At 49.7% G+C, this 21341-nt stretch carries 15 protein-coding genes; 3 read left to right on the top strand and 12 right to left on the bottom strand.

The window, feature by feature from the left end; genetic code table 11:
- Nucleotides 1–90: 90 nt before the first annotated feature.
- The 3 genes from DWX32_RS01050 to DWX32_RS01040 form a co-directional block, all read right to left on the bottom strand.
- The gene (locus DWX32_RS01050) at nt 91–846 is read right to left on the bottom strand and encodes an exodeoxyribonuclease III (protein ID WP_117509068.1); all 756 of its coding nucleotides are present in this window, start codon (nt 844–846) and stop codon (nt 91–93) included.
- Nucleotides 847–927: 81 nt separating this feature from the next.
- A complete protein-coding gene (locus DWX32_RS01045) occupies nt 928–2388 on the bottom strand; it encodes an aminotransferase class I/II-fold pyridoxal phosphate-dependent enzyme (protein ID WP_158576401.1) in 1461 nt (486 codons plus the stop codon).
- Nucleotides 2389–2502: 114 nt separating this feature from the next.
- Nucleotides 2503–3567 carry a branched-chain amino acid aminotransferase gene (locus DWX32_RS01040; protein ID WP_118659131.1) on the bottom strand — a complete coding sequence of 355 codons (1065 nt, stop codon included), beginning with the start codon at nt 3565–3567 and terminating at the stop codon, nt 2503–2505.
- 278 nt (nt 3568–3845) lie between these two features.
- On the opposite strand from DWX32_RS01040, the gene DWX32_RS01035 reads away from it, so the two are divergent.
- The 3 genes from DWX32_RS01035 (at nt 3846) to DWX32_RS01025 (ending at nt 8539) form a co-directional block, all read left to right on the top strand.
- Nucleotides 3846–4214: a DUF1292 domain-containing protein gene (locus tag DWX32_RS01035; RefSeq protein WP_022461482.1), complete on the top strand. Its 369-nt coding sequence runs from the start codon at nt 3846–3848 to the stop codon at nt 4212–4214.
- A gap of 218 nt (nt 4215–4432) precedes the next feature.
- Nucleotides 4433–4756, top strand: a complete 324-nt coding sequence (locus DWX32_RS01030; protein ID WP_117800904.1) for a helix-turn-helix domain-containing protein — start codon at nt 4433–4435, stop codon at nt 4754–4756.
- 189 nt (nt 4757–4945) lie between these two features.
- Complete coding sequence (locus DWX32_RS01025; RefSeq protein ID WP_118659130.1) at nt 4946–8539, top strand: ABC transporter ATP-binding protein/permease; 3594 nt, start codon at nt 4946–4948, stop codon at nt 8537–8539.
- Between the two features lie 94 nt (nt 8540–8633).
- Here the strand turns inward: DWX32_RS01025 and DWX32_RS01020 are convergent, their stop codons facing one another.
- From DWX32_RS01020 to aspS, 9 genes are all read right to left on the bottom strand, one after another.
- On the bottom strand, nt 8634–9944 hold the full coding sequence (locus tag DWX32_RS01020; RefSeq protein WP_118600594.1) for a M18 family aminopeptidase: 1311 nt from the start codon (nt 9942–9944) through the stop codon (nt 8634–8636).
- Between the two features lie 240 nt (nt 9945–10184).
- Nucleotides 10185–12110, bottom strand: a complete 1926-nt coding sequence (locus tag DWX32_RS01015) for an ABC transporter ATP-binding protein (protein WP_118659129.1) — start codon at nt 12108–12110, stop codon at nt 10185–10187.
- A gap of 3 nt (nt 12111–12113) precedes the next feature.
- Complete coding sequence (locus DWX32_RS01010) at nt 12114–13862, bottom strand: ABC transporter ATP-binding protein (RefSeq protein WP_117760378.1); 1749 nt, start codon at nt 13860–13862, stop codon at nt 12114–12116.
- Complete coding sequence (locus DWX32_RS01005) at nt 13856–14317, bottom strand: MarR family winged helix-turn-helix transcriptional regulator (RefSeq protein ID WP_242991099.1); 462 nt, start codon at nt 14315–14317, stop codon at nt 13856–13858. The genes DWX32_RS01010 and DWX32_RS01005 overlap by 7 nt, the downstream gene beginning before the upstream one ends.
- A 236-nt stretch (nt 14318–14553) precedes the next feature.
- Nucleotides 14554–16341: a cobaltochelatase CobT-related protein gene (locus DWX32_RS01000; protein ID WP_118600592.1), complete on the bottom strand. Its 1788-nt coding sequence runs from the start codon at nt 16339–16341 to the stop codon at nt 14554–14556.
- 11 nt (nt 16342–16352) lie between these two features.
- A complete protein-coding gene (locus DWX32_RS00995; RefSeq protein WP_117800888.1) occupies nt 16353–17264 on the bottom strand; it encodes an AAA family ATPase in 912 nt (303 codons plus the stop codon).
- A gap of 185 nt (nt 17265–17449) precedes the next feature.
- Nucleotides 17450–18907, bottom strand: coding sequence for a radical SAM protein (locus tag DWX32_RS00990; RefSeq protein ID WP_118594711.1), 1458 nt, complete (start codon nt 18905–18907; stop codon nt 17450–17452).
- A gap of 230 nt (nt 18908–19137) precedes the next feature.
- A complete protein-coding gene (locus DWX32_RS00985) occupies nt 19138–19596 on the bottom strand; it encodes a hypothetical protein (RefSeq protein ID WP_117800885.1) in 459 nt (152 codons plus the stop codon).
- A 323-nt stretch (nt 19597–19919) separates the two neighbouring features.
- A complete protein-coding gene (gene aspS, locus DWX32_RS00980; protein WP_330416916.1) occupies nt 19920–21254 on the bottom strand; it encodes an aspartate--tRNA(Asn) ligase in 1335 nt (444 codons plus the stop codon).
- Nucleotides 21255–21341: the final 87 nt, after the last annotated feature.

Raw genomic sequence — 21341 nt, 5'->3', positions numbered from 1 at the left:
CGCCCTTATTTTTTATAATTTGTTGCAATTGTCATACTATTAATGTAAATCATTTGAATAAAATTGTCAATTGACCAATGTTACCAATTGTTATACCTCTAAATCCAGTTCCACCGGGCAATGGTCGGAACCGAGAATTTCGGTATGGATTTTGGCATCTGCAACTGCATCTTTTAAGGACTCTGATACCATAAAGTAATCAAGCCGCCATCCTGCATTCCGCTGGCGTGCCTGGAAGCGGTATGACCACCAGGAATACGTCACGGTGTCCGGATACAGCATACGGAAGGAATCAACAAAGCCTTTTTCTTTGATCACAGCAAATTTTTCGCGCTCCTCTTTCGTAAAGCCGGCGTTTTTCTCATTTGCCTTTGCATTTTTGATATCCATCTCGGTCGCTGCGACGTTCAGATCTCCGCAGAAAATCACCGGTTTTTCCTGCTCCAGTCCTTTTAAGTAAGAAAGAAACGCATCCTCCCACTCCATCCGGTAGGCAAGGCGTTTTAATTCATCCTGCGAATTCGGTGTGTAGACGGTTACAACAAAGTATTCCGGAAACTCTGCCGTGATCACACGGCCTTCCATATCATGTTCTTCGATTCCGATACCATAGCGAACAGAAATCGGCTCCTCTTTGGTAAACAGGGCCGTGCCGGAATATCCTTTCTTTTCCGCATAATTCCAATACTGATGATAGCCGGGCAGCTCAAGGTCGATCTGTCCTTCCTGCAGCTTTGTCTCCTGCAGGCAGAAAATATCGGCATCTGCCGCCTCAAAGTATTCCTGAAAACCTTTTTTCATGCAGGCTCTCAGTCCATTTACGTTCCAGGATATCATTTTTTTCATACGCAATTCATCTCCTTTTCCTGACAGTCTGTTCTCTGCGGTTTCTGTTGCAAAACGCTGGGAACCGACTTCCGTTTTCTTTTATTCCTCTTTCAGAACATACAGCACTTCCAGCGACGCATCCGACGGTCCGTGAAATTCGCAGCCGTCTGCTTTATACTGGCGCATCAGTTCCAACATTTCTCTGCTGTACCGCTCGCCCGGGCAGATGAGCGGGATTCCCGGCGGATATGGGGCTGCCATCTCGGCTGCAATTCGTCCTTCCGCTTCTGCAAACGGAACGGCTTCCTTCTCCGCAAAATATGCCTCGCGCGGTGTCTTTACCATCTCCGGCAGGCTGCGGAACAGCCACTGCTTTTCTGTAAACTTCGTCCGCCCCGTCGTTTTCCCGCTCTCTGCTGCCGAAATTCCTGCCAGCGCATCGATCAGCCGTGTGATATCTTCCTCGCTGTTTGCCCAGGTAATAACGCAGACCACGTTCTCCTCGTCGGCAAGCTCTGTACTGACGCGGTATTCCTCGTACAGACGCACCTGCAGATCGTAGCCGGAAATACCAAGTTCTCTTGCCGAGAATACAAGACGCGTCGGGTCGATCTTCCATACGCCGCACGTTCCTTCCATCTCAGTCCCAAGAGCTTCGATTCCTTTGATCTTTGCAAGCTCCTGCCGCGCCCTCTGGCCGAGTTCCAGCGCGCGTTCCATTCGCTCTTTTCCGTGCAGCGCCATCCCGCGCCGCGCCGCATCGAGGGATGCCATCAGAAGGTAGGACGGCGATGTACTCTGTACCATCTGCAGATTGGCGGCCACTCTTGCCTCATCGAGACGGCCAGAACCGAGTGATAAGAAGGAGCTCTGTGTAAAGGAACCCGCCGTTTTGTGGATACTCTGCGCGCAGGCATCCGCACCACTTTCCAGTGCGCCGAGAGGAAGCTGTTCGGAAAAATAGAGGTGCGATCCATGTGCTTCATCGACAAGAAGCGCTGCGTTGTGGCAGTGACAGATTTCTGCGATCGCCTGCAGATCACTGCAAAGACCGTAGTACGTCGGGCTGACCAGAAGTACGGCTTTCGCATCCGGCGTTTCCGCGAAGGCTTTTTCGATCGTCTCCGGCGTTACGCCGCCCCACATCTGCCATTTCGTGCTGTACTCCGGCATCACATAAACCGGTGTGGCTCCGCTTAAAATCAGGCCCATCAGCACCGATTTGTGCACGTTTCGCGGAACAATGATTTTTTCGCCCTCTTTCACAGACGAAAGCACCATCGCCTCGTTGCCGCATGTTGTGCCGTTGACAAGAAAAAAAGTTTTTTTTGCCTTCCACGTTTCCGCCGCCAGTTTCTGCGCCTCTGCAATCACGCCCTCCGCGTGATGCAGATCGTCAAGCCCTTCTGCCTCCGAGAGGTCATACGCCGCAAGCGACGCTCCGTTTAACGTCTCATCCAGCCCGCGCTCAAACCGGTGTCCCGGAATACGGAAATAGGCCGGTGCTTCCTCCCGGAACTGTTGTAACGCCTCCACAAGAGGCATTCGATTCTGATCCATTCTGCTTTGTTTCCTTTCAAACGATTTCTGAATCTTTTTCTGAAGCGAAAGAATCCTCCCCGCACCGCTGTGCGGGAAGGACCCCCTTATCTGCATTTTTCTGTTTTATATGGTTTATTCTACCGGAGTAGTCCAGCCATATTTATCTTCCAGTTTACCCCACTGGATACCGGTCAGGGTATCGTACAGTTTCTGGGTCAGCTCACCGATCTTGAAGTCATTTACAACAACAGAATCGTCCTTGTATACAAATTCACCAACCGGAGATACAACTGCTGCTGTACCAGTACCAAATGCTTCTTCCAGTGTGCCGTCATGACCTGCTTTCATCAGATCGTCAACCGACAGATGTGTTTCGTTTACTTTATATCCCCAGTCTCTTAAGATATGGATCAGGGAATCACGGGTTACGCCCGGAAGTACGGTTCCTTCCAGCGGTGCGGTGTAGATTTCGCCGGCGATCTTGAACATGATGTTCATGGTTCCAACTTCCTCTACATATTTACGATGTACGCCGTCCAGCCACAGAACCTGGGTGCATCCCATCTTCTCTGCTTTTACCTGGCCTGCGATGGAGCTTGCATAGTTACCGCCGCATTTTGTGAAGCCTGTGCCGCCTTTGACTGCACGGACATATTCATCCTCAACCAGGATCTTAACCGGGTTGATGCCCTCTGCATAGTATGCTCCAACCGGAGTGGTGATGATAACGAATTTGTAGGATTTTGCCATATGTACGCCAAGGCTTGCCTCAGTAGCGAACATGAACGGACGGATGTAAAGAGATGTACCTGGCTCAGACGGTACCCAGTCTTCCTGTGCTTTAACCAGTGCTTTGACAGCTTCTACAAACATCTCCTCCGGTACACCCGGCATGCAGAGTCTTTCGTTGGATTTGATCATACGGCGTGCGTTCATTTCCGGACGGAACAGCTGGATTTTTCCTTCTGCTGTTCTGTATGCTTTCATACCCTCGAAAGTTTCCTGTGCATAGTGAAGTACCATGGTTGCCGGATCCATCGGGATTCCGCCGTACGGTACGATTGCTGCGTCATGCCATCCCTGCTCTTTATCCCAGTCCATGACAAACATATAGTCTGTAAAGTGTTTTCCGAATCCAAGGTTTTTCTGATCCGGTTTTTCCTGTAAATGCTCTCTTTTTTCAAATCTGATATCCATTTTTTGCCTCCCCGGCAGTTGAGGATAAGTTTGTTCAGCTGCCTGTATATTTAGATTCAATAGTGATAGTATAAGGCTGTACCTGAAAACAGTCAAGAGAAAATACGACTAAATTTTCATTTTTTCTTTCTTATTTATTGTATCTTTTCCGTATTTTCCTGTATCAGCCGCATTTTTTCTTCTTTCCCGGCACAGCCATTGTGTTTTTTTCTATTATCTGTTAGAATGGCAGACAAGAACCTGATAAGACTTGAACACGAAAAAGGAAGGTAATACAAATGAGTGAAGAATTATTCAACAGCGCATCCTGCAGCGGAGACTGCACAAGCTGCGGCAGCGACTGCCAGGATCTGGATCAGCCGACTGTTACCCTGACACTGGACGACGATACCGAAGTAAAATGTGCCGTACTGACCATTTTCCCAGCTCCGAACCAGAAAGAGTACATCGCTCTTCTGCCGCTCGATGAAAACGGCGAGAACGAAGACGGCGAAGTTTATCTGTATCGTTACTACGAAGAGAACGGCCAGCCGAACCTCGACAACATCGATTCCGATGAAGAGTACGAAATTGCAGCAGACGCATTCGACGAGCTGATGGATACCGAGCAGTTCAACGAGATGGAAGAAAATTCCACCGAAGAGTAAGAATCACAGACTTTGAAACGATTGCAGAACCCGGCGGGAGACCTTATTTTCCTGCCGGGTTTTTCTCTCTTTTTCTCTCAAATTCCCATTATTTCTTATTTGTACAGCTTTTCTGCATCTCTCTTTAAGATCTGTTTCTATTCTTTTACAGACGTATAATATATGTGAGTAGCAATTTTCATGCCGCTACATTACATAGGAATACGAGGTATCTTTTTATGAGAGATAAAGATGTGATACAGCACATTCAGGATTTATGCCGCGAGCGCTCCTGGACTTATTACCGCCTTGCAAAAGAGGCAGACATTCCCTATTCTACCTTAAACAATATGGTAAACCGCACCAATATTCCAACCATCCCTACCCTGCAGAAGCTCTGCGACGCTTTCGGCATCACACTTGCCGATTTCTTTCTCGACGAGCCGGATGCCCTGCAGCTTACCGAAGGACAACAGGAAATCATTACGCTTTACAATAATCTTTCGCTGGAGAAAAAGAAAATCTTAAAGGCTTATATGAAAGGTCTTCTGATGGAAGTCTGACTTTTCCGGCATCATAAGTATCACAGATAAAGAAAGTTCCGTTTTTTGTTTTTCTGAAACAGAGGCGGAACTTTTTTTCTGTCGATAAACTTTTCTTAAATTTTTCTAAAGCCCGGGACTTTTCCCGTATTTCGTTGTAGAATAAAGGACAACTGTTCACATATTAATCACAGAAGGAGTTACCCTTTTATGCTACAGATTCAGCATATCAAAAAAGAATACCGGACCGGGACGCTGGTACAGAAAGCGCTCGACGATGTGTCCTTAAATTTGCGCGACAACGAGTTTGTCGCTATTTTAGGGCCGAGCGGTTCCGGAAAGACGACGCTTCTGAATATCATCGGCGGCCTCGACCGCTACGACAGCGGCGATCTGATCATCAACGGCATTTCCACGAAAAAGTATAAGGACCGCGACTGGGATTCCTACCGGAACCACACGATCGGCTTTGTCTTCCAGAGCTACAACCTGATCACGCACCAGACCGTCCTTGCAAACGTAGAGCTGGCGCTTACCATTTCCGGTGTTTCCAAAGAAGTGCGGCGCAAAAAAGCAATCGCGGCACTTGAAAAGGTCGGTCTTGGAAAACAGCTCCACAAGCGGCCGAGCCAGATGTCCGGCGGTCAGATGCAGCGTGTCGCCATCGCCCGCGCTCTTGTCAATGACCCGGAAATTCTGCTTGCCGATGAGCCGACCGGCGCGCTCGATTCCGACACCAGTATTCAGGTCATGGACCTGCTGCAGGAAGTTGCCAAAGAACGCCTTGTCGTCATGGTCACACACAATCCGGAGCTCGCCGAGCTTTACGCCAACCGGATCGTCACCCTGCGTGACGGTGTGATCTGCTCCGACACGAACCCGTTTGAGCCGGATTCCGAAACCCTGCTTCCTCCCAAGCACAAAAACATGGGTAAATCGTCGATGTCCTTTCTGACGGCGCTCTCCTTAAGTTTTAATAACCTGCGCACCAAGAAAGCGCGGACCTTACTCACCTCGTTTGCCGGCTCGATCGGCATCATCGGCATTGCACTGATTCTGGCACTCTCCTCTGGTGTCAACGAGTATATTCAGAATATGGAAGAGGAAACTCTCTCCGAATATCCGCTTCAGATCCAGAGCACCGGCTTTGACCTCACTTCGATGATGGTCGGCTCACAGAATGCCGGCAAAGACGCAAAAGATTCCGGCAAAAAGAATGAAATCAAAGTCCAGGAAGTCGTGACCAACATGTTCTCCACCATGAACTCCAACGATCTCGCTTCCCTGAAAAAGTACCTTGACGGCGGTGCGGACGGCATTTCCGACTACACAAATGCCATCGAATATTCCTACTCCGTCACGCCGCAGATCTACCGCGAAGACGGCGATTCCATCCGCCAGGTGCACCCGGACCAGTCGTTCCGCTCGCTCGGCCTTGGCGCAAGCTCCAACAGCATCATGTCATCCATGATGAGCACCAACGTCTTTTACGAGATGCCGGACACCGCTTCCCTGTACGAGAACCAGTACGACTTAAAAGCCGGACACTGGCCGGAAAACTATAACGAATGTGTGCTTGTCCTCACTTCCGACGGCGGAATGAGTGATTTTCTGCTCTACACCCTGGGGCTCCGCGATGCACTCGAGCTGGATGAGATGGTCCGCCAGTTTTTAAATGAAGAAACCGTCGAGACCCCTTCCTCCATCGGCACGTATTCCTACGATGATATTCTCGGCACCACGTTCCGTCTTGTGAACAGCGCAGACTGCTACGAATACGACAGTCAGTATCAGGTCTGGAAAGATAAAAGCGACAACGAAGACTATATGAAAAAACTCGTTGCCAACGGCGAAAAGCTCACAATCACCGGTATTGTCCAGCCGTCCCCTGACTCTGCCGCCTCTGCCCTGACCGCCGGCATCAATTACCCGGCATCGCTGACCCGCCACGTTGTGGAGGAAGCAAAGAAATCCGAGATTGTGAAACAGCAGATGGCGGACTCCTCCATCGATGTCTTTACGAATCAGGAATTCGGCACCGTGGATCAGAACAGCGGTCTTGATATGGATTCCTTTATCACTGTCGATGAGGACAAGCTGCAGAACGCTTTCCAGTTCGACGATTCCGCACTCTCCGGTGCTTTTTCCGGTGATTCCATGAACCTTGATTTTTCCAGCGCCTTTGCGGACACCGGAAGCAGCATGGATCTCGCGGGTGCGATTGACCTCAGTCGGATCTCTCTTAATTTCGATGGACTGCCGCAGCTTGATCTTGGCCAGATTTTATCCGGGCTTACTCTCAATGTCAGTGAAGACGGCATGCAGGAACTGGCTTCCAGCCTCATGGAGGGCTATCAGGGCTACGCCTCGGAGCACCCGGAGGCGGATTATTCCCATTTACAGGAGGATTTCGTCTCCTACATCAATTCCACGGAAGCACAGGAAATCCTGCGGCGCCACATCCAGACCATCATTGCAGACGGCGGCGGTGTTTCCATTACACAGGAACAGATCCAGGAACTCATTCAGCGGATCTTCAAAGGGTATCAGGCATACCTGATCAAGATGGGCTACACCGATCCGGAACAGTTTGATGCTTATCTTGCGGAGTATCTGCAAACCGAAGAAGCTGTTCAGATCATCAACGACTGGATTTCCGAGGTGATGCAGAACAACGGCAATATCGAAATTACATCCGACCAGCTCACTGCGCTTGCGACGGAGCTTTCTAACGGTTATCTCGCTTACGTGAAGGAGAACGGCCTGCCGGATCCGACGGAGATGGGCCAGCACTTTATCGCCTACCTGAACACGGCGGACGGCCAGCAGCGGCTGAACAGCGGTATCACAAAAATCGTCGATCTCGACGGACTGCAGTCCCAGGTTTCTTCTGCGCTCACAAACTACATGGCAGGCGTTATGGGAAGCTACTCCGCTTCTGTCGCCTCGGTTCTGCAGACACAGATCACTTCCGCGATGGAACAGATGATGACGCAGATGGCCTCTGCAATTCAGTCCGAGATGGAGCGCGCCATGACGCAGGTCGGTAATTCTCTGCAGGATTCGATGGGCGATGCCATGAAGATTGACACCGATGCCTTTGCAAGTGCCTTCCAGATGAATATGACTGAGGATGATATGAAGGAGCTCTTCGCTTCTCTTAGTTCTTCCGGCTCTTCCACCTATGAGGGCAATCTGCAGAAACTGGGCTACGCTGATTTTGACGAACCCTCTTCGATCAGCATTTACCCGAAAAACTTTGAGAGCAAGGAACACGTTGCCTCCATCCTCGACGGCTACAATGACACGATGGAAAAAGAAGGCAAAAACGAGCAGGTAATCTCGTACACCGATGTGGTCGGCACTCTGATGTCCTCCGTCACGGATATCGTCAACATCATCAGCTACGTGCTGATCGCTTTTGTCGGCATTTCCCTTGTGGTTTCCTCGATTATGATCGGCGTCATCACCTATATCAGTGTTCTGGAACGTAAGAAAGAGATCGGTATCCTGCGCGCGATCGGTGCTTCGAAACGCAATATTTCGCAGGTCTTCAATGCCGAAACCTTCATCATCGGACTCTGTGCAGGACTGATCGGCATCGGGCTCTCGCTGCTTCTGATGATTCCGGGCAACCTTCTGATCCACCATCTGGCGGATACGACGAAGGTCAGTGCTTCTCTTCCACTCGTCCCGGCGCTTGTTCTGATTGCACTCAGCGTCGTTCTGACCCTGATCGGCGGTCTGATTCCGTCGAAGAAAGCGGCAAAAAGCGATCCGGTTACGGCACTCCGGACAGAATAATCTGATCCTTAAAACACACTTTGCAAGTACGCAAAAAGCGGCCGGCAGAGGCTTTTCAAAAGTCCCGCCGGCCGCTTTTTTCTATCTTAAACTTTTATTTTTCTTCCAGAGAAAATCCATGCTCTGTCCGCACCAGTGTCGTCTCATAAAAGGTCTTTGCGAACTGCACCAGATAAGCAGTATCTTTGGCACCTGCCGTCTCATACGGGGAATGCATCGCAAGCTGAGCCATTCCGATATCCACGCTTGTTACCGAGACAAGAGAGTTCAGAATTGCGCCGAGCGTGCTTCCGCCCGGAATGTCAGCGTGGTTTGCGAATACCTGGCACGGTACGCCGGCCTTCTCGCAAATCATCTTTGTTACGGCTTCCGAAACAGCATCGGTCGTGTATTTCTGGTTTGCACTCTGTTTGATGACAACGCCGCCGTTCATGTAGACGCGGCTCTTCGGATCGTATTTCTCCGCATGCGCCGGGTGGAAGGCATGTGCATTGTCAGCAGAAACAAGGAAGCTTCCCGCAAGATCTCTGTGATATGCAATCGTGTCTTTTCCACAGGCTGCATTGATATGCTGCAGTGTCTCTGTCAGGAACGAAGAATCCGCACCCTGCTTTGTGAGGCTTCCTACCTCCTCATTGTCAAAGATTGCGCAGACATTGACCTGGCCTGTTGCCTTTGCAGCAAGAAAGCCCTTTAAGGAGCCAAACGCGCTCTGCAGGTCATCCAGACGCCCACTGGATAAAAACTCTTTTCCGGCACCCCAGATGGATCCTTCCACTCGGTTATACAGATAAAGCTCCATGGAGAGAATATCCTCTTTTGCGGTATCCGGCAGAAACAGCTCATAAAAATGATCTTTCGCTGTCTCATCACCGAGAATCGGGAGCATGTCGGTCTGCACACTGTATTTGATTCCGTTGTTGATGTCACGATTCAGATGAATCGGCAGATTCGGGATCGTCACCAGATCTCGTCCGGCATCAACCAGCACGGATTTCACGCTGTTTCCGTCACGTACCACCATGCGGCCCGCCAGGGAAAGCGGACGGTCAAACCATGGGGAACGGATCATTCCGCCGTAGCCCTCCACGTTCAGGCGGGTGTAATGACCATCCGTCACGAATGGGTCCTCTCCCTTTACTTTAAACGTCGGACAGTCGCTGTGGCTTGCGATGATCTGGTAGCTGGAAAATGCGCTCTCAGGGATCTGGAACGCAATCACCGAGGATTCATTTCTCGTCACATAATATTTTCCGCCCGGAACGAGACTCCATTCTTTTGTCTCCTCCAGTTTTGTATATCCATTTTCGTTCAGCAGATCGCCGGCTTCTTTTACCACATGAAACGGGCTTTTGCACCGCATGATAAAATCGAGCAGCTCCTGCGCTGTATTCAGGTATTCCATAGTTTTTCTCCTTTGCATATATTCAAACGCTTCTTCTATTTTATAAAATCCCGCTGTCTTTTTCAAGACCCAAAAACCTGTGGGAACTTACTGTATCACTCGCAATCATCATTTCGAAGCGGATATTCGCAATCCGCTTCGCTACTCGCACATAAAACCAGCCGCTGCTTCGCAAAAAAATCCCGCACAGACAGATTTTTATTTTCTGTCGTGCGGGACTTACTTTTTCCGTTTTTTCTGCTATGCGGAAACCTGATTTCCGGTATACAGCTGGTAATATTTTCCTTTCTGTTCCATCAGCTGATCATGGGTACCTCGCTCAATAATTTGTCCCTGCTCAAGAACCATGATACAATCGGCGTTTCGTACGGTGGACAGACGATGTGCGATAACAAAGGTTGTTCTTCCACTCATCAGCTTATCCATACCATCCTGAACAATGCGCTCGGTACGGGTATCGATGGAGCTTGTCGCCTCATCGAGAATCAGTACCGGCGGATCTGCAATGGCTGCACGCGCGATCGCAAGAAGCTGCCGCTGACCCTGGGACAGATTCGCACCGTCTCCGGTCAGCATTGTGTCATAGCCCTGCGGCAGACGCATAATGAATCCGTGCGCATTCGCCAGTTTTGCTGCTGCTACAACCTCATCCTCCGTCGCATCGAGCTTTCCGAAGGCAATATTTTCTCTTACCGTTCCCGTAAACAGATGTGTATCCTGCAAAACAATGCCAAGCGATCTTCTCAGGTCATCTTTTTTGATCTTTCCAATGTTGATCTCATCGTAACGGATCTTACCTTTCTGAATATCATAGAAGCGGTTGATCAGATTGGTAATGGTTGTCTTTCCGGCTCCGGTAGAACCGACAAACGCGATCTTCTGACCCGGCTCTGCAAACAGCGATACATCGTGCAAAACAATTTTATCCTGATTGTAGCCGAAATCAACATGTTCGAATACCACACGGCCCTGCAGCTCGCGGTAATCCACAGATCCATCTGCCTGGTGCGTATGCTTCCATGCCCATTTTCCGGTACGCTCTTTCGTCTCGGTGAGTTTTCCGTTTTCTTTCTTCGCATTGACAAGCGTTACATACCCCTCGTCCAGCTCCGGCTCTTCATCCATCAGTCGGAAAATACGTTCCGCTCCTGCAAGTGCCATAACAATTGCGTTCAGCTGCTGGCTGACCTGGTTGATCGGCATGTTAAAACTCTTGTTGAAGGTCAGAAAGCTTGCCAGACCACCGAGCGTAAAGCCACCGACGCTGCCAAGGGCAAGTGCACCGCCTACAATTGCACAGACAACATAGCTCATATTTCCAAGCTGTGCATTGATCGGTCCGATAACATTTGCAAACGCATTGGCATTGTAAGCACTCTCATACAGATTGTTATTAATTTCTTTGAATTTTTCGATATTCTCCTCTTCATGACAGAATACCTTGACAACCTTCTGGCCATCCATCATCTCTTCGATAAAGCCGTTGACTTTACCAAGATCCCTCTGCTGTTTTACAAAGAAATTTCCGGAAAATCCGGCCACCTTTTTTGTCACTCCCAGCATGATAGATACCATAACCAGCGTTGTAATCGTCAGCGGGATGTTCAGAATCAGCATACTGACAAAGACACTGACAATCGTGATTGCACTGTTGATGATCTGCGGGATACTCTGACTGATCATCTGACGCAGGGTATCAATATCATTTGTATAAATCGACATGATGTCGCCGTGCGCATGGGTATCAAAATATTTGATCGGCAGCTTTTCCATATTGCCGAACAGATCATTTCTCAGATTCCGCAGGGTTCCCTGGGATACATAAATCATGGTACGGTTCTGAACGAACGCAGCCACAATACCGATTCCGTAAAATCCGGCCACCCGCAAAATTGCGTGGAGCAGCGGGCCAAAATCCGGATCCGGCTGGGTCAGCATCGGCGTGATATAGCCGTCAATCAGCGTTTTCATAAACATCGTTCCCTGTACATTTGCCAGGACATTGACAAAAATCGCAATGACAACAGCGATGCAGTGTACCGTATAATCCTTTAATACATATTTCATAATTCTGGTAAAGATCTTCATCGGATTCTTGACCTGCGGTTTCACCCCTCTTGGAGGTCTTGCTCCCGGCCCCTTTACCTGCTGTACTCTCTCTGCCATTCCTTACTCACCTCTCTTTTCGTCAAAGTCTCCGCCGCCACCGGTCTGAGACTCATATACTTCGCGGTAAATTTCATTGGTTTTCAGTAATTCCTCATGGCTTCCAAAACCATTTACTTTTCCGTTCTCCATGACAATGATGCGGTCTGCGTCCTGCACACTGGAAATACGCTGTGCAATGATCAGCTTTGTCGTTTCAGGGATCTCGGTCAGGAATGCCTTCCGGATTTTCGCGTCGGTTGCGGTATCGACAGCACTTGTACTGTCATCCAGAATCAGCACCTTTGGTTTCTTCAGCAGTGCTCTCGCGATACAGAGGCGCTGTTTCTGCCCGCCGGATACGTTGGATCCGCCCTGCTCGATGTAGGTGTTATAGCCCTCCGGCATCCGATCGATAAATTCATCGGCGCAGGCAAGACGGCAGACACGCTTGCACTCTTCTTCCGAAGCATTTTTATCACCCCATCGGAGGTTGTCGAGAATAGTACCGGAAAACAGCACATTTTTCTGTAAAACAACGGCTACTTCATTTCGCAGCGTTTCCATATCGTAGGAGCGGACATCCTTTCCGCCGACCTTAACGGATCCATCTGTTACATCATACAGACGGCTGATCAGGTTGACAAGACTTGTCTTCGCACTTCCGGTTCCGCCAATAATACCGATTGTCTCACCCGATTGGATGGAAAGATTGATATCCGAAAGAACCGGCTCGCCGGCTCCTTTTTTGTAGTTGAAATAGACATGATCGAAGGTAATGCTTCCATCCGGAATCGAAAAGTCCGGATTCTCCGGATTATCGAGATCACTCTTCTCATTCAGGACTTCTGAAATACGGCGCGCACTTGCAAGGCTCATTGTGATCATAACGAATACCATGGAAAGCATCATAAGGCTCATCAGAATGTTCATGCAATAGGTCAGAAGGCTCATCAGTTCTCCGGTCGAAAGACTGCTTCCGACAATCATTTTGGCGCCGAGCCAGCTGATCAGAAGAATACAGCTGTACACGGTCAGCTGCATCAGCGGTGCATTAAAGGAAAGATTTTCTTCTGCTTTACAGAAAATTTTATAAATATTTTCGGACGCTTTGTGAAATTTTCCTGTCTCATAATCTTCGCGCACATACGCTTTTACCACACGGATTGCGGATACGTTTTCCTGCACACTCGCATTTAATTCATCATATTTTGGAAATGCCTGCTCGAAATATTTGGTTGCAGACCGCATGATCAGAAACAGACACGTTCCAAGAAGAATAACGGCCACCAGATAAATGCTCGCAAGGCGTGCATTGATGTAAAACGACATAATCATTGCAATGATCATACTCGCCGGTGCACGCATGCACATACGAAGGATCATCTGATATGCATTCTGCAGATTCGTCACATCTGTGGTCAGACGGGTGACAAGACCTGCTGTACTGAATTTGTCAATATTGGAAAAAGAATATTCCTGGATATTTTCAAACATGGCCTGACGCAGATTTTTTGCAAATCCGGCAGATGCCTTTGCTCCATATTTTCCGCCCATGATACCTGCAAACAGACCGATGGCTGCTGCCACTACCATGAATGCTCCCACCACGTAAATGTGATGGAGATCGCCTTTTTCTACACCGTTATCGATAATGGATGCCATCATAAGAGGAATGATCATCTCCATGATAACCTCCAGAATCATGAAAATCGGAGTGGCAATGGAGGCTTTTTTAAACTCTTTTACCTGTGCTCCAAGTGTTTTTAACATGATGTCTCTCCTAACATATTTTTTACGTTGTTTTTGACCTGATCGATGACACGGTAGAAAGTGTCAAGATCTTCTTTTGAAATTCCCGCAACCGTCTGTTCTTCCAGCATATCGATCATATCTTTCGTCTTCTCGTGAAGCTCTCTTCCGGTATCGGTCAGCACCAGTTTTTTCAGCCGCGCGTCATAGGGAACGGACTCCCGTTTGATGTAGCCCTTTTTCTCCATGAGCTTTAAAATGTTGGTCACGGTAGAGCGGCAGATCTTAAATTCCGCTTCAATATCTTTCTGGAAAATATCTTTGTGCTCGTTCCTGCACAGATAGCCCAAAATCCACCCGTGCATGGCCGTCAGTTCATCGACGCCCCGCTCTCTGGCGGCTGCCATCAGGTTCCGTGACATCATATTGTCCAGCGTCCGCAGTTCGTGGCCGATTTTTCTTTTTTTACAACACACGCTGCTTTTTTCCTCCTTTCCCCTTTGCTGCCGTCCCCATCTGTTCGTTATAAAACTGTTTGAATAAGGACTGTTCCATAAGCAACTGTTCTATAGATGACTGTTTCATATTAAACAGTTCGCTATAGAACATTCTAGGAGATTTTGTGGGAAATGTCAACCTGTTTGCGTAAAAAAATCGAAAAAAATGCTCCGGATAAAAGTTTTTCACTTTCCGCCCGGAGCATTCCGCTCGTTTATTCTTCGATTTTTCTTCTTAAATAGCTTCCCACCATATGGGAAAAGTTGCGGATATCGCGCGCATACGCGAAATCCTTGCCGAAAATCTTCTGCTCCGCCATAAGCTCCGTCTCCTCGCCTACAAAGACCCCAAGCACCGAGACACCCTGCTGCCTGAGGCGCCGCACCTCAGTTGCCGTGTCATGCAGTGCATAGTCATCCCGGTACGGCTTTGGATTTCTCGCATTCGGCCGGTTCACCAGCACATCGTACGGCTTTCCGTCGCTTAAGAGGATCAGCAGCTTCCGGTCCTCCTGGCGTTTTAAAAGATCCATCCCCGCCGCCTTGACAGCAAGCCCGTCGCGGTTGTTTGAGGATGTGATATACTCAAAAATATTGCTGTTCTTCTCCCGCGGATCGTCGTAATCGCGCATCCGGTGCAGGATCGTGTAATCCCAGAACGTACAGAAGCTCATCACGCGGAACGGGATGTGCAGGCGGCTTAAGGTCTCCGCCAGAATGTACGTCTGCAGTGTCACATTCTCCTGGCGCGGCCGCTGGGAACCGCTCGCATCTACGAGAATATCCACGACAAAATCCAGCGAATTCCGCCGCTGCTCCAGCCGGAACAGATCCGCATTCTGGCTCCGTCCCACCTTCCACATCCGCGCGGGCTGTAAAATTCCGTGGTCTGCATCCGCAAACGACTGATCCTCCTGCAGCAGCATCGCTTTTTTCAGTTCCTGATACAGCAGCGAAATGTTCTGCCGCACCGCGCGGTGCTGGTCGTAATAGGCATGAAGGTTTTTATCCTTCTGCTTCTGCGCGTAGGAGAGCTGATAATACTTTCCGACCGGATTTTTCAGCACACCCTCCGTGTAATAGAGGCTGCAGTCGCTGTGGATGCCGCGGCAGAGCTGGTAATTCCGGCTTTTCTCCTCACTCTCCGAGAGCCACGTTTTTCCGTAATTGCGCTGAATGTACTGATACATCCGTGCCAGCGCTTTCTCATCGACGACAACGACCTTTTTGGTATCGCTTCCCGCTGTTTTTTCTTTCTTCTCTTCCGCCTCTTTTGATGTGAAATTTGTCATATCAAGCGAAACTCGCTCCAGATATGTCTCGAGCCCGTCCTCATACAGCTCTTCCGAAAGGAAATCCTTCCAGGAATACTCGGTGAGCTCCTCGATCGTTACCGCAAGAACCGAGGCAAGATCACCGTGCTTTTTCACAAATGCGGGATCGACGACCTTATTGTACAGCTCGTCCGTCACCCGGATCAGTTCCATTGTATCCGCTGTTTCGGATGCGTGCTTCAGCAGTTTCATCCACTCCCGCGTTTTTCCCGAGTATGAAGGGCTTTTCCCCTCGTCCTCCTCTCTTCTTCCGCGCAGATACTCCAGTTTCAGGCGGCCTGTCTCATTTTGGGATAAAGATTCAAACGAGTGGTCCAGTATTTCCTCCGCTGCTCTCCTTCGAAAGCCCTTGACACCGGGGCGCTCGCTTTCGAGCCGCTTCGATACGGCCTCCTCCGTCACCAGCTGGGCGAGCATCATCAGTTCTCCCTCCGCTGCGCCGCTGTAAACCTTCTTCACCAGATACAGGCTGTAGGCTTCCCGATCAAAGTAACACGAAAAGGCGCCCTGGCGGATTGTGTCGTACAGTACCGTATCCGGCTCCTTCGCATACCGCTCCACATCCGGTTTCAGCTTCAGCGTGTAGTCGCCGCTGACAGTCCAGACGAGATTGCGGATCCGGCTTTCCAGCTCCATCTCATGCGTTTTTAATGTTTCCTCTGTCACCATACGTATTTCCTCTAAAAAATATCCTGCGGCGTCCACTCTTCCGGAATCCGCGTGCGCACGACATCCCGCACGATCTCTTTTTCAAACAGGTCAAAGCATTTATTGACAATGCCGATCTGCACCGCAAGATACGGGGACAGCCCCTGGCGCATCGTGCCGATCGCTCCGAACAGACCGCGGAGGTCGAGCGCGCGCGTGGTGATTTCCGCCTGTTTTGCCTTTTTCTGCAGATCGAGGTAAAGGCCGGCCAGCGCTTCGCGTGCCGCCGGTTTCAGATCCGGGAATTTTGACTGCATCAAATAAAACAGTGTCTCTTCTGTAAGCGGCGGCATGTCAATCACCAGAAAGCGGGACACCAGCGCTTCATTCAGCTCCCTCGTTCCCGCATAGCCGTAATTCATCGTTCCGATCATCCGCGCCGCCGGGTGAAGCGGAATTTTATCGTAGCCCGGCACATCGATGATGCGGCGGTAGTCGAGCGCGGCGTGAAGAACACTGACCGCATCGTTTTTCGCCATGTTGATCTCATCGAGAATACCAAAACCGCCTTCCTCTGCACAGCGGTAAATGCTGCCTTTCCGGAGTGTGACCTCCTGGTTCTGGAACGTATCTGTTCCGATCAGCTCGGCGCTTCCTGTGTTTACATGGAAGGAAACGTTGTACGTCGGTCTTCCGAAAACATACGCCAGTGTCTCTGCCAGCACGTTTTTTCCCGTTGCCTTCTCGCCGGTCAGCAGCAGATTTTCGCCCTGCAGCAGCGCGGCAATTGCCATCTCCAGAATCTCTTTTCCGAAAAACGGGATTTCCGGCGTGCTCATGCGGTTCTCTAAGCCCTCCGCCACCGGATAGCTCTCGCGGAATTTCCGCACACTCTCAATTAACGCCCCGCTTACGCCCTGTTCCTGTAAAAATGAATCGTTCATCTTCTATTTTTTAATCCTCTCTGTCGTTAAAATATCGCTTTGCTTCTCTATAGTATACGGGATCCGGCCGCTTTCTGCAAGGTCGGACTTTGGCTCACTGCCCGCACAAAAAGACACCGGAAAACAGGTTTTCGTCCCATTTTCCGGTGTCTTGCTTCTATTTTATCTTCGATTCATCGATCGCATTATCCGCGGATTCCGAAAAGAATCTCCTCTGTGGAAGCTTTTGCCTCCTCGTCCAGGTTCTCTTTCTTATAGTTCTCATATCTCTGTTTGTGATGCGGATTCTCTGCCCACAGCTCGTCTGCGGCTTTTTTCCACTCAGCAGCATACAGATCACATTTTCCGCACAGATGCTCTGCGCTCTCCGGAGACTGCAGGTCGGTTGACTTCGCGCCGGTCTTCTCTACCATCTCACGCAGCAGTTCCGGATTTTCGAGCATCGGACATGGACGCAGGTGGTTGCGGTTGAACGGCTGTCCATCGCGGTATGCCTGGAACAGCGGCTGCTGCAGTGCTTCGATCAGGGAAACTTCGTTGATGTTGGCGCCGGAGTAATGGATGAAAACACACGGCTCCACATCGCCGTTTGCATTGATATGGCAGTAGTTTCTTCCTCCTGCGATACAGCCTCCGACAAACTCACCGTCGTTCTGGAAGTCCATAACAAAGATCTGTTTGTCACTCTTATCGGAACGGATCTCACGCAGTCTGTGATAGATATATTTTCTCTGCTCAACCGTCGGCATCAGCTCCGGTGCAGCGTCCATGCCGACCGGCATGAAGTGGAAATACCAGCTGTAACGGCATCCGTGCTCGATCAAAAGATCCAGGAACTCGTCACTTGTAACGGTCTCGAGGTTTGCTCTTGTGTAGCAGATGGAAGTACCAAAAAGCAGACCGTGTTTTTTCATCAGATCCATGGCTGCCAGAACTTTATCGAAAATACCCTCGCCGCGGCGTCCGTCGTTGACCTCCTCGAAGCCTTCCAGAGACAGGGAGAAGGAGATATTGCCGAGCTTCTGAACCGCCTCACAGAACTCCTCGTCGATCAGGGTTCCATTGGTGAAGCAGTGGAATTCACAGTCATGATGCTCTTCTGCCAGACGCAGGATGTCTTTTTTGCGCACAAGCGGTTCACCGCCGGTGAACATGTAGAAGTAGGTTCCCAGCTCTTTTCCCTGGCTTATGATATCAGAAAGTTTCTCATAGGAAAGATTCAGCTTGTGGCCGTATTCTGCTGCCCAGCATCCGGTGCAGTGCAGGTTACAGGCACTTGTCGGGTCCATCAGCATCGTCCATGGGATGTTGCAGTTGTATTTTTCACGGTTCATACGGATCTGTTTCGTTCCGACGAAAGCTGCCTGGAATCCCAGGTTCAAAGCAGTCATTTTGATCACCTGCGGATCCAGCTCGTCCAGTCCGCGGTTGACATACTGTACCCATTTGTTGTCCGGATTCTGCAGCATGGTGCGGATATTGTCGAACGTTTTCTCCGCAAACATATTTCCGGTAAATTTCTGTACAAAATCCGTCAGATTCAGCAGTGCTTTTGTTCTGTCATCTCCGTGGTTCACATATTTTAAAACACCATCGATCGCAGCGCCTGCAGCGGCTCTTTCTACTTTCATTTTTGCATCCATTGTTCACGATCTCCTTTGTAATAGTTTAATATTTTCGCCCGGAATTGATCTGGTTTTGAATACCACATCCTGGCTTTTTCTCATTATATTCTCCATATTTGGAAAATACAACCCAAAATTCCCTCGTTTTGGACATATCAAAAAAAGTGTCCCACGCGGGAACACTTTTTCCTGTTTTTCTCTTTCTGTTATGTTTCACATTGCATTTTCGGATTCACACAGGGCATTTCCTAATTTTCGATCAGAACCGCACGGATCGGGCCGCCGTATTGGTGTTTCTTTTGGATCGGCGCAGCCACGAGAAAATAATGACCAGAGGTCACTTTCTCCAGATTCAGATTTTCAACAATCACCGTGCCTTTTTTCAGTAACTGCTGATGAACATCATTCCCTGATGTCTCATTTCCGACGGTTTCCTGCTCCACACCGAGCAGCACCAGTTTTTTCTCTGCCAGGTAATCTGCCCCATCGCGTGTAATCTGCGCATCGCCGCGGATCAGGAGACGTTCACAGTCTTCTTCCATGACCTCCTCGAGCACTTCTCTTGTCACTTTTCCCTCAAGCTCCGCCACCTGACAGATGCCAAGTGACCGGTCGAGCGTCGTCTGCGCCGTTCCTTCCTCCGTCATCAGATGACGCGGCGCGTCCATTGCGGAAAACTGCTCTCCGGAAATGTCATATAATTTCATATTTTCCTATCCTCAAACCGGGAAACTCCCGTCTTTCTTTTTTCCAATATTTGCCGATACTGCCAGATTCTGCCGGCAGCCAAACCTTGTTTAGTATAGCCTATTTTCGGACGCTTTACAAGGCTCATTTCTGCAAAAATTCTGACTTTTATACAGCAATCCTGTCTGCAATAAACAATTTGTCATTTTCACTCCCCTGATGTATAACAGAAATATCCAAACGGTTACGCTATCTTTCAAAAGGGAGGGAAATCTTATGAAACTCCGGCTAAGCCCGTGGATCTGCGCCACGGCTTCGCCGGAGTTTTTTACACTCTTCTGGTTTACGGAATCAGACGGTGAATGTCTCTTGGAAACAGGGATGCGTTCCGCACATTTTCAAATCCGAGAAGCCGTGCCGTAAACCGCTCCAGCCCAAGACCGAGGCCGCCGTGCGGGGGCATGCCACAGCGGTGCATCATTAGATAGCTCTCAAACGCTTCAACATGCATGCCGCGGCTTTCGAGCTTTTCCACCTGCTCCCGGTAATTGTGGATGCGCTGGCCGCCGGTCGTCACCTCAAGGCCGCGGAACAGAAGGTCAAAGCTTTCCGTCTCTGCCGGATTTTCTCTGCTGTCCATCGCGTAGAACGGGCGCTTGGCGCTTGGATAATGTGTCACAAATACGAAGTCACTGCCTGTCGTTTTCTTCACGTATTCGCACAGCAGTTTTTCCTCCTCCGGTTCAAAGTCCAGTTTCTCCGAAAAGGCTCTTTTGTATACGCGGCTCACCAGCTCTTTCGCCTCGGAAAAACGGATTCTCGGAATCTCCGTGATCACCGGCACCTCTGCTTTTAAAAGCGAAAGCTCCGCTCCGCATGTCTCCTGCAGCCGTCCAAATGTGTACCGCAGCATTTCCTGCTCCATCGCCATGATGTCCTCAAAATTCTCGATATAGCCCATCTCAAAGTCCACGCTTGTATATTCGTTCAGATGACGCGCCGTGTCGTGCTTCTCCGCCCGGAAGACCGGTGCGATCTCATAGACACGCTCGAAGACGCCGACCATCATCTGCTTGTAAAACTGCGGGCTCTGCGCCAGATATGCCCGTTCGCCGAAATACGACAGGGAGAAGATATTAGCTCCGCCCTCGGCTCCCGCTGCTACGAGCTTCGGTGTGTGGATTTCGGTGAAGTGCTGTCCATCCAGAAATTCGCGGAACGCCTGACAGATCCTGGCCTGAATCTGGAAAACCGCGCGCTCTTTTTCATTTCGCAGCGTGATAGGCCGGTAGTCCAGCAGGTTCTCGATGGAAGTGTTGACCCGCTTCTGGTTGATGACAACCGGCGGTACTTCTTCCGGCTCGGAGAGGATTTCCACGTCTAACAGATGCAGGTCATACCCGCTTCTGGAACGCTCTTCACGGATCACCTCCGCGGTAAACCGGACACACGCCTCTTCTTTTAATTCCTCCAATGCAAACCGTGCATACGCCGGCTCGTACACGCACTGTACCATCTGCCGTTTCGTCCGAAGCAGCACAAATGCAAATGAGCTCATTTTTCGGATTTTGTAAATGCTTCCATGTAGCCGCACGATTTCGCCGATGTGTGCTCCTAACTGCTCTGCTTCGAGTTCCTCTGTTTTTCTTACTTTTACGGTATTCATTTCTGTCTTCATAGTCTTTTCTGCCTTTCTGTTCTGATTTTTCTTTATCGCCGCAAAATCAGCAGAAAATCCATATGGACATAATCTGTATGTCCCATA

The organism is Blautia sp. AF19-13LB, from assembly GCF_003479105.1.
Classification (GTDB): domain Bacteria; phylum Bacillota; class Clostridia; order Lachnospirales; family Lachnospiraceae; genus Fusicatenibacter; species Fusicatenibacter saccharivorans.
Note: the sequence above shows the minus strand (reverse complement) of the source record. Positions and strands in the feature narration are given on the sequence as shown.